Source organism: Dyella jiangningensis, assembly GCF_003264855.1.
GTDB classification, from domain to species: domain Bacteria; phylum Pseudomonadota; class Gammaproteobacteria; order Xanthomonadales; family Rhodanobacteraceae; genus Dyella; species Dyella jiangningensis_C.
In genome coordinates this window covers 68,030-81,785 of record NZ_NFZS01000007.1, presented here as the reverse complement: position 1 = coordinate 81,785, position 13,756 = coordinate 68,030, and the positions used below count along the sequence as shown (strand labels likewise).

The 13,756-nt window shown below is 65.8% G+C and carries 11 protein-coding genes; 10 read left to right on the top strand and 1 reads right to left on the bottom strand.

Going from position 1 to position 13,756, the window contains the following annotated elements:
• Window positions 1–79: 79 nt before the first annotated feature.
• The 5 genes from CA260_RS20555 (at window position 80) to CA260_RS20535 (ending at window position 5,326) form a co-directional block, all read left to right on the top strand.
• A complete protein-coding gene (locus CA260_RS20555; protein WP_111984940.1) occupies window positions 80–325 on the top strand; it encodes a hypothetical protein in 246 nt (81 codons plus the stop codon).
• Between the two features lie 168 nt (window positions 326–493).
• Complete coding sequence (locus CA260_RS20550; protein ID WP_111984997.1) at window positions 494–865, top strand: MarR family winged helix-turn-helix transcriptional regulator; 372 nt, start codon at window positions 494–496, stop codon at window positions 863–865.
• Window positions 866–893: 28 nt separating this feature from the next.
• Window positions 894–2,363, top strand: a complete 1,470-nt coding sequence (locus tag CA260_RS20545) for an efflux transporter outer membrane subunit (RefSeq protein WP_111984939.1) — start codon at window positions 894–896, stop codon at window positions 2,361–2,363.
• Window positions 2,364–2,376: 13 nt separating this feature from the next.
• Window positions 2,377–3,576: an efflux RND transporter periplasmic adaptor subunit gene (locus CA260_RS20540; RefSeq protein WP_111984938.1), complete on the top strand. Its 1,200-nt coding sequence runs from the start codon at window positions 2,377–2,379 to the stop codon at window positions 3,574–3,576.
• 229 nt (window positions 3,577–3,805) lie between these two features.
• Window positions 3,806–5,326 carry a DHA2 family efflux MFS transporter permease subunit gene (locus CA260_RS20535; RefSeq protein ID WP_111984937.1) on the top strand — a complete coding sequence of 507 codons (1,521 nt, stop codon included), beginning with the start codon at window positions 3,806–3,808 and terminating at the stop codon, window positions 5,324–5,326.
• Between the two features lie 150 nt (window positions 5,327–5,476).
• Here the strand turns inward: CA260_RS20535 and CA260_RS20530 are convergent, their stop codons facing one another.
• Window positions 5,477–5,992: a lipid A 3-O-deacylase gene (locus CA260_RS20530; protein ID WP_111984936.1), complete on the bottom strand. Its 516-nt coding sequence runs from the start codon at window positions 5,990–5,992 to the stop codon at window positions 5,477–5,479.
• Window positions 5,993–6,301: 309 nt separating this feature from the next.
• On the opposite strand from CA260_RS20530, the gene CA260_RS20525 reads away from it, so the two are divergent.
• The 5 genes from CA260_RS20525 to CA260_RS20505 all read left to right on the top strand — a co-directional run bounded on the left by CA260_RS20525 (window position 6,302) and on the right by CA260_RS20505 (window position 13,210).
• On the top strand, window positions 6,302–6,898 hold the full coding sequence (locus CA260_RS20525) for a DUF2239 family protein (RefSeq protein ID WP_111984935.1): 597 nt from the start codon (window positions 6,302–6,304) through the stop codon (window positions 6,896–6,898).
• A 48-nt stretch (window positions 6,899–6,946) separates the two neighbouring features.
• Window positions 6,947–8,410, top strand: coding sequence for an MATE family efflux transporter (locus tag CA260_RS20520; protein WP_111984934.1), 1,464 nt, complete (start codon window positions 6,947–6,949; stop codon window positions 8,408–8,410).
• A 59-nt stretch (window positions 8,411–8,469) separates the two neighbouring features.
• Window positions 8,470–10,116 (top strand): multicopper oxidase family protein, encoded by a 1,647-nt coding sequence (locus tag CA260_RS20515; RefSeq protein WP_111984933.1) that lies wholly within the window; start codon window positions 8,470–8,472, stop codon window positions 10,114–10,116.
• 521 nt (window positions 10,117–10,637) lie between these two features.
• Window positions 10,638–12,677 (top strand): alkaline phosphatase family protein, encoded by a 2,040-nt coding sequence (locus tag CA260_RS20510; RefSeq protein ID WP_238149860.1) that lies wholly within the window; start codon window positions 10,638–10,640, stop codon window positions 12,675–12,677.
• A 65-nt stretch (window positions 12,678–12,742) separates the two neighbouring features.
• Window positions 12,743–13,210, top strand: a complete 468-nt coding sequence (locus CA260_RS20505) for a DUF3617 domain-containing protein (protein WP_111984932.1) — start codon at window positions 12,743–12,745, stop codon at window positions 13,208–13,210.
• Window positions 13,211–13,756 lie beyond the last annotated feature (546 nt).

Genomic DNA, 13,756 nt, shown 5'->3' with positions numbered 1-13,756 from the left:
CAGTCACGCCCGCACGCCGAGGTACGTCCTGTTTTCAGTAGCGGCGGCACGTCGGTGTGCCGCAAGGGAGAGGCTGAGCATGTCGACGATCTTTGCCAGGGCGCCCAGCGCCGATATCCGTGTCACGCCGCTGGAGGCGTTCGTGGCCTGTGCCCATCAGATGCTCGACCCGGCGACGCCGGAATCGGCGCGCAGGGCGATGGAGCCTCGCCTGCTGGCGCTGCTGCCGGCCTTGCGCGCACTGGGCGTGTTCGAGCTTTTCGAGGTCCGGGACCCGGCGCTGCGGACCTGGTTGGAGGACGAGATGGGGGCCCCGGCGGTCTAGCCTGAAATTTTGCCGTAACAAAAGCGTCCCTGAATATATTTGCCTTGACAAATATTATTCCGGCAATAGAATGCGCGGACCATGAGCCCCGCGAACTCCTCCCTCTCCCACCGGAACGACAGCATCGGCGTCCTGATCGGGCTGGTCCGCAGCGAACTGGTCCGTGCCATGGAAGCCGAACTGCAGGCTTCCGGTGTGGATCTGCGCTTCACCCAGTTCCTCATCCTCAAGCGCCTGGCCCTGATGGGCCCGATGTCGGCGAGTGAGCTGGCCCGGTCGGTGGAGCTCGATGGCGGTGCCATGACGCGCCAGCTCGACCAGCTGGAAGGCCGCGGCCTGTTGCGCCGTCAGCCGCACGAACAGGACCGGCGCGCGCTGCGCATCGAACTGACGCCGCTGGGACGCACGACCTGGGAGCAGATGACGCCTTGCAACGACCGCGTGCTGAAGGCGGCGCAAAAGGCCCTGGATGCCACGGAGCGCGAGCAGTTGCGTGACTACCTGGAGCGCGTCTTGACGGCGCTCCGCGACAAGAACTGACGTTTCACCTTTTCTGGAAACCAAGCCCATGCGTCTGCAAATCCTTGCGGCAGCCACCGGCCTTTCCCTCGCGCTGGCGGGTTGTGTCAGCAGCGGTGGCCTCCACCCGGAAGGCACGCTGACCGATGCGTCCACGCTCAAGAGCGATCGCAGCCTGTCCGGCGCCACGCTTTCCCCCGCGGCCTGGCCCGCCAATGATTGGTGGACCGGCCTGGGCGACCCCCAGCTCAGCGCCCTGATCGGCGAAGCGCTGAAGGACAACCCCACCCTCGCCGTGGCCGACGCCCGTGCCCGCCAGGCGCAGGCCGAGGCCGGTGCGGCTGACGCGGAGCGTGGCCCGAGCGTCAATGCCGGCGCCAACGTGGTCGGCCAGCGCCTGCCGCTGACGGCTGCACCGCCGGAACTGGGCGGTGGCCACTTCACCTGGTTCAAGGACGCCCGCGTCGGCCTCAGCTGGGGCCTGGACCTGTGGGGCGGCAAGCGCGCCGCGTGGGAAGCCGCGGTCGGCCAGCAGCATGCCGCCGAGATCGAGCAACAGGCCGCGCGCATCGAACTCTCCACCAATGTCGCCCGCGCCTACGTGCAGCTCGCCTACGCCTACGCCCAGCAGGACGTGGCCAAGGCCGAGCATGATCGCGCCACCACCGCCCGCCAGCTCACCCAGCAGCGCGTGGCTGCCGGCGTCGACAACCAGCTGCAGCTGAAGCAGAGCGAGACCGAGGTGGCGAATGCCGACCAGCGTCTCGCCGCGGCCAGCCGCGCCATCGATGCGGCGCGTTCGTCGCTGTCGGTGCTGCTTGGCAAGGGCCCGGATCGCGGCATGGACATCACCCGCCCGCAGGCGCTGGAGCCGGCCGCGCTGGCGGTGCCCGCGGACCTGCCGACCGAACTGCTCGGCCATCGCGCCGACCTGGTCGCCGCGCGCTGGCGCGTGGAATCGGCCGGCAAGCAGATCAAGGTCGCCAAGACCGAGTTCATGCCGAACGTCAGCATCAGCGCGATGGCCGGCGTGGCCGCGTTCGGCAGCATCAATCCGCTGCAGTTGCCGGCGCGCTTCTACACCTTTGGCCCGTCGCTGAGCCTGCCGATCTTCGATGGCGGCCGCCTGCGTTCCAACCTCGCCGGCAAGGACGCGCAGTACGACGAAGCCGTGGCCCAGTACAACCAGACGCTGGTGCGCGCGGTGAACGAAGTGGCCGACGACTACGACGCCGTGCAGTCCGCGCAGGAGCAGGTCGCCGCGCAGCAGCGCGCGGTGGATGCCGCCACGCAGGCGTGGCAGTTGTCCGAGCAGCGCTACAAGGCGGGCGTGGGCAGCTATCTCGAATCGCTGATCGTGCGCCAGCAGCTGCTCGGTGCGCAGCAGCGCATGGCCGACCTCAAGGCGCAGCAGGTCGACTACGCCGTGCAATTGATCCAGGCGCTCGGCGGCGGCTTCCGTCCGCAGGGCGATGCGGCCAACGTCGCCGTCCAATCTTCCCCCGAACACTCGCTCTGAAGGCTGCTCCCCCATGTCTAGCCCAACCCCGAACGCGGCCGACAACGTGGCCGTCCAACCTCCCAAGAACCGCCGTGGTTTCCTGCTGCGTGCGCTGGTCGTGGTGCTGGTGCTCGCCGGCCTCGGCTGGGGCCTGTGGTACTTCCTCGAAGGCCGCTGGTACGAAGAGACTGACGACGCCTACATCAATGGCAACGTCGTGCAGATCACCCCGCAGGTGCCGGGCTCCGTGGTCACCATCGGCGCCGATGACGGCGACCTGGTGCATGCCGGCGACGTGCTGGTGAAGCTCGACCCGGCCGATGCCGAGGTCGCGCTGCAGCAGGCCCGCGCCAACCTCGCCAGCACGGTGCGCAAAGTGCGCGGCCTGTACAGCAACGTGAGCGGCGCGCAGGCCGAAGTGGCCGTGCGCAAGGTGGCCGTGGATAAGGCGCAGGCCGACTACAACCGTCGCCGTGACCTCGCCAAGACCGGCGCCATCTCCGCCGAAGAGCTGTCGCACGCCCTCGACGCGCTGACCAGCGCGCAGAGCGGCCTCACCACCGCGCAGCAGCAGCTGCAGACCAACAAGGTGCTGGTGGACGACACCGTCGTCGCCTCGCATCCGGACGTCCAGACGGCCGCCGCCCGCCTGCGTGCCGCCTACCTCGACGACGTGCGTACCTCGATCGTCGCACCGGTGGACGGCTACGTCGCCAAGCGCTCGGTGCAGCTGGGCCAGCGCGTCGCGCCGGGCACGCCGCTGATGGCCGTGGTGCCGCTGCATGAGGTGTGGATCGACGCCAACTTCAAGGAAACCCAGCTCTCCAGCATGCGCATCGGCCAGCCGGTGGAAATCCGCGCCGACGTGTACGGCGGCAAGGTCTCCTACAAGGGCAAGGTCGAGAGCCTGGGCGTGGGCACGGGCAGCGCGTTCTCGCTGCTGCCGGCGCAGAACGCCACCGGCAACTGGATCAAGATCGTACAGCGCGTGCCGGTGCGCGTGTTCTTCACCGACGCCAAGCAGCTGGAAGAACATCCGCTGCGCATTGGTCTCTCGACCAAGGTGGAAGTGAACCTGCACGACCAGAGCGGCCCGCTGCTCGCCAAGCAGGCGCCCGCCCAGCCGGCCTTCACCACCGACGTCTACAAGCAGCAGCTGGCCAAGGCCGACGGCATGATCGCCGAGATCATCCACGCCAACATGGCTGGCGAGAGCCACGAGAAGCAGTAAACGTCTTGTGCGTGGAGGCATCGGTCGCCCCACGCACACCGCTGCATGAATCTAAAGCGTCATTCCGGCGCAGGCCGGAATCCAGTAGCGACAAAGCATGATGTTGCCCGCACGTGTCGTCACTGAAGCCACTGGATTCCGGCCTGCGCCGGAATGACGGGCAAGAACATAGGCCGCTTCGCCAGTTTCCGGAGAGGCCAGAACCCCCATCCCGCAGGTACTCCGTGCGATGAGCAGTGAATTTCGTCCACCCAATCTGGCGCTGACCACCGTCGGCCTCTCGTTGGCGACCTTCATGCAGGTGCTCGACACGACGATCGCCAACGTGTCGTTGCCGACGATCGCCGGCAACCTGGGCGTGAGCGTCAACCAGAGCACCTGGGTGATCACCTCCTTCGCCGTGAGCATGGCCATCTCGCTGCCGCTCACTGGCTTCCTCACGCGCCGCTTCGGCGAAGTGAAGATGTTCATCTGGTCGACGCTGCTGTTCTCGATCGCTTCGTTCCTGTGCGGCATCGCGCAGAGCATGCCGATGCTGATCCTGTTCCGCGCGATCCAGGGCGCGGTGGCCGGCCCGATGTATCCAGTGACGCAGAGCCTGCTGATCTCGATCTATCCACCCGCCAAGCGAGGCATGGCGCTCGCGCTGCTGGCGATGGTGACCGTGGTGGCGCCGATCGCCGGACCGATCCTCGGCGGCTGGATCACCGACAACTATTCGTGGCCGTGGATCTTCTTCATCAACGTGCCGATCGGCATCTTCGCCAGCATGGTGGTGGGCAACCAGATGCGCGGGCGCGTCGACAAGATCATGCGGCCGAAGATGGATTACGTGGGCCTGATCACGCTGATCGTGGGCGTGGGCGCGCTGCAGATCGTGCTGGACAAGGGCAACGACGAGGACTGGTTCAACTCCAGCTTCATCATCATCACCAGCATCGTGTCGGCGGTGGCGCTGGCGGTGTTCCTGATCTGGGAGCTCACCGACGACGAGCCCATCGTCAACCTGCGCCTGCTGCGCCATCACAATTTCCGCACGGGCACCATCGCGCTGGTGCTGGCCTATGCCGCGTTCTTCGCCATCGGCCTGCTGGTGCCGCAGTGGCTGCAGCGGAACATGGGCTACACCTCGACGTGGGCCGGCTTCGCGGCGGCGCCGCTGGGCATCCTGCCGGTGATGCTCACCTTCATCGTGGGCAAGTACGCCAACCGCACCGACATGCGACTGCTGGCGTCGTGCGCATTCCTGGTGATGGGCGCCACCTGCTTCATGCGCTCGGACTTCTTCCTGCAGGTGGATTTCTGGCACATCGCCGGCGTGCAGTTGTTCCAGGGCCTGGGCGTGGCGCTGTTCTTCATGCCGGTCACGACCATCCTGCTGTCGGACCTGCAGCCGCAGGAGATCGCCGCGGGCGGTGGTCTCGCGACCTTCCTGCGTACGCTGGGCGCGAGCTTTTCCGCCTCGCTCACCACCTTCCTGTGGGATCACCGCGCGATCGTGCACCATGCGCACCTGAGCGAGCACATCACGCCGTACGACAGCTCGGCCCAGGCTACGCTGCAGTCGGCGGGCGTCACGGGGCAGGCCGGCAATGCGCTGCTCGACCAGATGATCACGCAGCAGGGTTACCAGATCTCGTTCAACGAGGTATTCCACATGTTGGGCTGGGTATTCTTCAGCCTGATCCTGGTGGTGTGGCTGGCACGTCCCCCGTTCAGTGCCAAGGCCGGGCCGGGCGCCGATCACTGATCCGTCTGGCAGGTGACGGGACGGCCTGCGAAATTCGAGAGGTTCGGGTGCCTGCTGCACCGGCACAAATGGTTTTCAGCCATCCAGACGTCCAAAAGAAAAACGGCCCCGCACGGGGCCGTTGTGTTATCTGCGTAGGGGCGAATGCCTTCAGAGATTGAAGGCCAGGCCGACCAGCGCCATCGTCTCGCCGCGGTTGGAGCCATCCAGGCCGGCATTGGAAATGTGGCGAACCTGGAAGCTCCAGTGATCGCCCTGCCAGCCTACCGAATTGACGAACTCGCCGGCGCTGCTCAGGGCGAGCGTGCGGCCGGTCTGTGCCGCGACCTGCGCCGTCCAGAACAGGTGGTGGTACCAGTCGCCTTCGCCGCCCATCCGGAAGCGGGCGCCGCCCGCGGCCAGCCAGATGTTGTCGGAGACCTTGTTGCCATAACGGGCGACGCTGCGCCCGTCGATGTAGCCGACCGACACATCGGGGGCCCAGCTGAACCGGCTGTCGCCGATGCGGTGTTCGTTGAATACGGCCTCGACGAAGGCGGTTGTCGTCCAGTAACCGTCCGAATAGCTGCGGCCGCCCTCGACTTCGATGCGGGGACCAGCGAAGGCGACGGCGGAAACGCCCATCAGGGCAAGCGCAGCAGCGCTGCGTAATACGAGGGATCGCATGTGCTCTTCTTCTATGACTTCGGGGGAGGGGTTTTAATGCACCGCATAGTTTATTAACTTACTGCACCGACGGGTACTAGAAATAGGTCGGATAGACGCAACACTGTGTTGCGTCAAGCAGTACTCAAGGCGGCAACCCCACGTCCCTGTTGAAGTCATGATGTCTCACGCGTCGTGAAATCAGCGCGGAAAGTGGGGTAAGGATTCGAGAACCCGGTCGTGGCCTTCACACGGAGCGAAGGCCTGGCGCGCATTGACGGCGCTTTTTAACCCGGGCATTATTCGCTCCGCTTTCATCCGGGTAATAACATGGCTCAGAAGAACGAGCGGGCTTGCATCGCTTTTGATGGCCACCGCCGGATCGCTTCCGGCACCCTCGCCCAAGTGGCGCTGGCGGCCAAGCACGCGGTCGATCGCGGTGCGGCTGGCCCCGTGCTCATTTTCGACAATGGCACCGGTCGGCAGGTCGATGTGGACTTCCGCGGCAGCGACGCCGAGGTGGTCGCGCGCCTGCCGGCAACGGAAGAAGCCGAAGCGCCAGTTGCGCGTGGTCCAGGCCGGCCCAAACTGGGCGTGGTCGCGCGCGAGGTCACCCTGCTGCCACGGCACTGGGACTGGCTCTCCGAGCAAGCCGGCGGCGCATCGGCGACACTGCGTCGTCTGGTGGAGGAAGCGCGCCGCACCAACGGTGGGTGCGACCGTCATCGCCAGGCGGGCGAAGCGCTCGACCGCTTCATGCTCGCCATGGCGGGCGATCTGCCCCACTACGAAGAAGCGTCGCGCGCGTTCTGGCGCAAGGAACGCGAGCGCTTCAGCGAGCTGACGGATGCATGGCCGGCGGATGTGCGCGAGCATGTGCGCCATCTGGCCAACCGGACCTGGGATGACGCGCCGGTCGACGCATGATGCGTGACGGCGGCATTTTCGATTTCACTACTGCGGACTAAACACTCGATGTCATCCCTTGCCGCCAGGCAACCCATGCTCACCGAAGGCCCGATCGCCCGGACCCTGCTGACGTTCGCGCTGCCCATCCTGGGCAGCACCGTGCTGCAGTCGCTCAACGGTTCGGTCAACGCGATGTGGATCGGCCACTATCTCGGCGAAGCCGCGCTCACCGCGGTGAGCAACGCCAACCTGATCCTGTTCCTGCTGCTGGGCGCGGTGTTCGGCCTGAGCATGGCCTGCACCATCCTGATCGGCCAGAGCCTGGGCGCGCGCAACATGCTGGAGGCCAAGCGCGTGGTCGGCACCGGCGTGACCTTCTTCGTGTCGGTGTCGGTGCTGGTCGCCATCGGCGGCTATTTCGCCACGCCGTGGATGCTGGCCGCGCTCAACACGCCGGTGGATGCGCAGGCCTTTGCCGTGCCGTACCTGCGCATCATCTTCGTGGCCGTGCCGTCGATGTACTTCTACAACTTCCTGATGATGACGCTGCGCGGCGCGGGCGATTCGCGCACGCCGTTCCTCTTCATGGGCCTGTCGGTGCTGCTGGACATCGTGTTCAACCCGCTGCTGATCTTCGGCGTGGGCCCCTTCCCCAAGCTCGGCATCGCCGGCTCCGCCACGTCCACGCTGATCGCGCAGACGGTGGCGCTGTTCGCCCTGCTCGCCACGCTGTACGTGCGCAAGCACTTCCTGCGGCTGACGCGTGCGGAGCTGGGCTTCCTCAAGCCGAACCTGGAGATCCTGCGCGCCCTGGTCTTCAAGGGACTGCCGATGGGCCTGCAGATGATCGTGATCTCCACCTCGGCGATGATCATGATCCACATGGTCAACAGCTACGGTTCCAAGACCACCGCTGCCTACGGTGCGGCGACGCAGCTGTGGACCTACGTGCAGATGCCGGCCATGGCGATCGGCGCGGCGGTCTCGTCGATGGCGGCGCAGAACGTGGGTGCGCGGCTGTGGGATCGCGTCAGCCGCATCACCCGCGTGGGCGTGCTCTACAACTTCGTGCTCAGCGGCGCGCTGATCGCGGTGATCTATGTGTTCAACCACGGCGCGCTGAACCTGTTCCTGCCCAACGATGCCGAGGCGCTGACGCTGGCACAGCATCTCAACGGCATCGCGGTGTGGTCCTTCATGTTCTTCGGCGTCACCTTCGTGCTGTTCGGCGTGGTGCGCTCCACCGGCGCGGTGCTGCCGCCGCTGGTGATCCTGTTCATCTCGATGTGGCTGATTCGCCCGCCGTTCGCACTGGCGCTGGCGCCCTCGCTGGGCGCCGACTCGATCTGGTGGAGTTTTCCGCTGGGCTCGCTCGCCTCGATGCTGATGGCGATGGGCTACTACAAATGGGGCGGCTGGCGCCGTGCGCACATGCTGTCCAAGCCCATCGAAACGCCCGAGGACAAGGCCGCCGCGGCCGGCCAGCAGGCACCGACCACCGGCCAGGGCGTGCCCGCTTCGGCGGACTGAGCCACCCGCGCTGCCACGCCGCTGTCATCCGCACCACCTAGCGTGGCCGGATGACACGCGTGAACCTTGCGCGCCGCCAGTTCCTGCGCGGCCTGATGGACATGACGGGAATGGCCGCTGTGGCCGACATGGGCCTGATGGCCTGGTCCGCGCCGGCCTCGCCGGACGACGGCATGGCCCGCATGGCGATGCCCCAGCTCGCCGCGCCGAACGTGCCGCTGGTGAACCCGGTGACGTTGGCCCGTTTTGTCGATCCGCTGCCGATACCCGCCGTGATGAAGCCGACGGCGCGGCGCGCGCATCCGGCGTATCCCGGCCAGTCGCTGCCGTACTACCGCATGGAGATGCGCGCGTTCCGCGCCACGCTGCATCGCGATCTGCCGCCGACGCCGCTATGGGGTTATGGCGGATCATTCCCCGGCCCGACGCTGCAGGCGCGTCGCGACGAACCGTTGCTGGTGGAATGGGTCAACGCGCTGCCCGAGAAACACTTCCTGCCGGTCGACCACAACATCCACGGCGCCGAGCGCAACAAGCCGGAAGTGCGCACCGTCGCCCACGTGCACGGCGCGCGTGCGCCGGCGGAGAGCGACGGCTATCCCGAGGCATGGTTTGCGCCCGGCCACTCCGCGCTTTCCCACTATCCCAACGGCCAGGATGCGGCGACGCTGTGGTACCACGACCACGCGATGGGCATCACGCGCCTCAACATCTACGCAGGCCTGCTCGGCGCCTATCTCGTGCGTGACGACGCGGAAGCATCGCTTGGCCTGCCCGATGGCGATTGCGACCTGCCGCTGATCCTGTGCGACCGCCTGATCGCGAAGGACGGCCAGCTCTACTACCCGGTGTCCGACGATCCGCAGGCGCCCTGGGTGTCCGAGTGCGAAGGCAACGCCATCCTGTGCAACGGCAAGCTGTATCCCTATCTGGAGGTCGAGCCGCGACGCTATCGCCTTCGCCTGATCAACGCGGCGAACACGCGCCACTACATGCTCGCGTTGTCGAACGGCCAGCCGTTCCAGCAGATCGCCAGCGACCAAGGGCTACTGAGCGCACCGGTGCCGCGACAGCGCGTGGAGCTCTATCCGGCCGAGCGTGCCGAGGTGGTGGTCGACTTCGCGGGCTTGGACGGCAAGAGCGTGCAGCTGCGCCAGCAGTCCGAAGCGATCATGGAGTTCCGCGTGCATGACCGCGGCCGCCGCGACACGGGCGCCTTGCCGGCGAAGCTGCGCGAGGTGGAGCGCCTGTCGGCGGCCAGCGCGGTGCGCGACCGCGTGCTCACGCTGGGCGAGCAGGACGATGCCGGCGGCAATCCCATGATGATGATGCTGGGCGGCAGGCACTGGTCCGCACCGATCACCGAGGATCCGCGCCAGAACAGCGTGGAAATCTGGAGCCTGGTGAACCTCACCGGCGACGTGCATCCCATCCATCTGCATCTCGTCCGTTTCCAGGTGTTGGAACGGCGGCCGTTCGACCTGTTCGCGTGGAACGCGTCGAAGACGTTGAAGTACACCGGGCCGGCGCAGTTGCCGCCGGCGCATGAGATGGGATGGAAGGATACGGTGCGGGCGGATCCGGGGTTTGTCACGCGCATCATCGCGAGGTTCGAGGGGGAACCAGGGCGCTATGTGTGGCATTGCCACATGCTGGAGCACGAAGACAACGAGATGATGAGGCCGTTTCAGTTGTTGCCGGCGTAATGTCGCGTGCCGCTCCGCTTGTTCCTGTGCGCGACAACTCTTCGATCTCTCAGGTGGTGCGAGCGGTAGCTCCCTCTCCCTGCGGGAGAGGGCTGGGGAGAGGGTACGGTTTTCGCGCGATGGGGCAGAGGGCCGGGGTGAGAGGCGGTGTGCGCAGTGACACCACCTACTGCCTGTAGGAGCGCACCCAGTGCGCGATCTCGCCTGTGCCCAACCGCACACTTCTCGCCTTTCACACGCACCGCAAAAACAGCAATTTCTTGCCGCAAGATCACCGCGTCGTCGCCGCACGCACCTCGCACCACTCTTGCCGCAACACCTTCGCGCTCCCTCCCTGGCGCAAGCTCTTTCGACGTCTCCCCACTGTCATTTTCAACGCCATGCCTGTCGCAGAAGTGCCAAGGCATCGTCATGCATGCGGACCAGACTCCCGGCCGGCCGTCGTACACGTTGCGTGCAGCGGCTGTAGCAGGGGGATCACTCGCGCAGTCCTACTAGGGCGACTGCAGGAGATCGAAGTCATGTTCATGACGCATGTCCGCAAGCGGTACCTGCCGTTACTCATCGGCACCCTCGCCGCCGGCCTCGCCGGTGTCGTCAATGCACAGAACACCAGTGCCGACCAGGACGCGAACTTCCGCGACAAGGTGCCGGCCGCGGCCACCGGTGATCGCGCGGGTCTGCCCGGTGGCATCACCGTGCTGCATAGGCCGGGTAACGGCGACGACCGCAGTGATCGCACCACCACGCCGATCAAGCACGTCATCCTGCTGATCGGTGAAAACCGCACGTTCGATCACGTCTACGCCACCTATACGCCGCCCAAGGGCCAGAGCGTGCACAACCTGCTTTCCGAAGGCATCGTCAACGCCGACGGCACGCCGGGTCCGAATGTCGCCGCCGCGCAGCAGTGGCAGGCGAGCAGCACGGGCAAGTTTGCCCTCGCGCCCAAGCACACCACGGCGTATACGACGTTGCCGGCGATGAACACCGGCGGCGCGCCGACCCAGGCGCCGTTCTCCTCCGCGGCACAGGCTCAGGCGGTCGAGCCGGCGCTTCCCGACGAGGCTTACAGCGAACTCGCCAACGGCGGCACCGGATTGCCGAACGAAGTGCTTGATACGCGCTTCCCCGCGCACCTCGCGAATGCTCCGGTCGACATGCATGCCTCGCTCAACTACGACGACTACGCCAACAGCCCGGTGCATCGCTTCTTCCAGATGTGGCAGCAGCTGGACTGCGACGTGCACGCCGCCACGTCGAAGAACCCCAGCGGTTGTCGCAACGACCTGTTCCCCTGGGTGGAAACCACCGTCGGCGCGGGCACCAACGGCAAGCCGCAGCCGGCGAACTTCACCGAGCAGACCACCGGTGAAGGCTCCACCGCGATGCAGTTCCTCAACATGGCACAGGGCGATGCACCCTACTTCGCCGAGCTGGCGCGCACCTATACGCTCAGCGACAACTTCCACCAGTCGGTGATGGGCGGCACGGGCGCCAACCACATCATGCTGGGCTTCGGCGATCTCGTTTACTACGCCGACGCCAACGGCAATCCGGCGACGCCGCCGAGCAACCAGATCGAAAACCCGGATGCGCAGGCCGGCACCAACAACTGGTACGTGCAGGACGGCTACAGCGGCGGTTCCTACGTGAACTGCGCCGACGATTCACAGCCGGGCGTGGGCGCCGTGAAGGATTACCTGAAGTCGCTGCCGTATCGCACCTTCCACGGCACGGACTGCAAGCGCAACGCGTACTACCTGGTGAACAACTACAACCCGGGTTACCTCGGTGACGGTACGCCTGCACCGCTGGGCGCGGACCAGTTCACCATGCCGCCGACACGCCAGGACAACCTCGCGTTGCTGCTCACGCGCCACCACGTCACCTGGAAGTACTACGGCGAAGGCTGGGCGGGCGGCAAGGAGAACGGCGAAGCCGGTACGTTCTGCAACATCTGCAACCCGTTCCTGTATTCCACGCAGGTGATGACCGATCCGAAACTGCGCGCGAACAACCAGGACATCAACGACCTCTACAACGACATCCAGAACGACACGCTGCCGGCCGTTTCCATCGCCAAGCCGGACGGCATCCTGGATGGCCATCCGGCTTCGTCCAAGCTGGACCTGTTCGAAGGCTACGTGAAGAAGATCGTGGAGATGGCCAAGGCCAACCCGAAGGTGTGGGACGACACCGTCATCATGGTCACCTTCGATGAGGGCGGCGGCTACTACGACTCCGGTTACATCCAGCCGGTCGACTTCTTCGGCGACGGCACGCGCATCCCGCTGCTGGTGGTGTCGCGCTTCTCCGAAGGCGGCCGCGTGGTGCACACGTACTACGACCACGTCTCCTTCGACAAATTCGTCGAAGCGAACTGGGGCCTGCACGAAACCATCTCCAACCGCAGCCGCGACAACCTCCCCAATCCGGTCTCGCAACCGAACAACCCGTATGTGCCGCTCAACGCACCGGCCATCGGCAACCTGATGAACATGTTCGACTTCGACCGTCATGGTCACGGCTACGTAGCAACGACTGAAACACAGGACTGATGGAATAGTCCGGACCCCGCCTACACGGGCAGGCGGGGTCTTTCGTCGTCGGGAGCGTCGCCATCATGCATCCGTTTCGCCAGCCAGGCTCACGCGGTCACGCCGTGGCGCGCGCCATCGCGCTGCTGGTGCTCGTCGTGGCCGCGCTGATAGGCGAGCCTGGCCACGCCGATCCGGGCGATTTCCAGGCCATGACTGGTTTATGGAAGATCGTGACGCGCGTGATGGAGCACGGCCATCTTGGGGCGCCGCGGGAACGCTGGCATTGCGTGGATGAAGGGCCGGACCCGTGGGCGGAATTCGCTGCTCTTCCGGTGCCGGGTCATACCCAATGCGAACGCAGCAGCCAGCATCGCAGCAGCACGGCACTCTCCTGGACTGCGAGCTGCGCCGGACTGGCGGCGCCGGGTGCGCGCGGGCGCGTCGATTTCGATTCGCCGGAACATTACACGGCGAGTGTGAGCGTGGCGGGGCGGCAGGTGGTGCAGGTGGAAGGAAGAAGGTATGCGGCGTGCACGAGTCCGAAGGATTAGGGGGTTTGTCGCGCGCGCGGTTGTGGGCGGCGCACGTTGTGCGTGACAGCTCATCGAGCTTTTAGATAGTGCGCGCGGTAGTAGGTGGTGCGAGCGTTAGCTCCCTCTCCCTGCGGGAGAGGGCTGGGGAGAGGGTGCGGTTTTCGCGTGATGTCCCATTTGAGGAATGGTTTGACCTTTGCCTTCGGTTGCTGTGCTGTGGCGAGGATGCCGCTTACGACGCAAAGCTAGTCCCTGTGGGACGCAGCGGGCGTTTCGATCGTCTGCCGACGCTCGAGTAACTTTTCTTTTGCTGGCCCACGCACGCGCTCTTGGCGTGCGAACGGCGAAGCCGGCCCGAAGGGCGGAGGGCGCTAGCCCGGAGTCAAAAAGAAAAGTAACCCAAAGAAAACGGCCTTTAGAGCCACGGCTCGTAGCGATATGACGAATAGCGCCTGACGACCGAGGTCAGTCGGGAAGCGCTCGTTACTATCTCGAACGGAGCGGCTACACCGCAACGCGCCGATGCGAAGAGGACTTAAAGCAGCTTCGTTTCGCAGCGAGGAA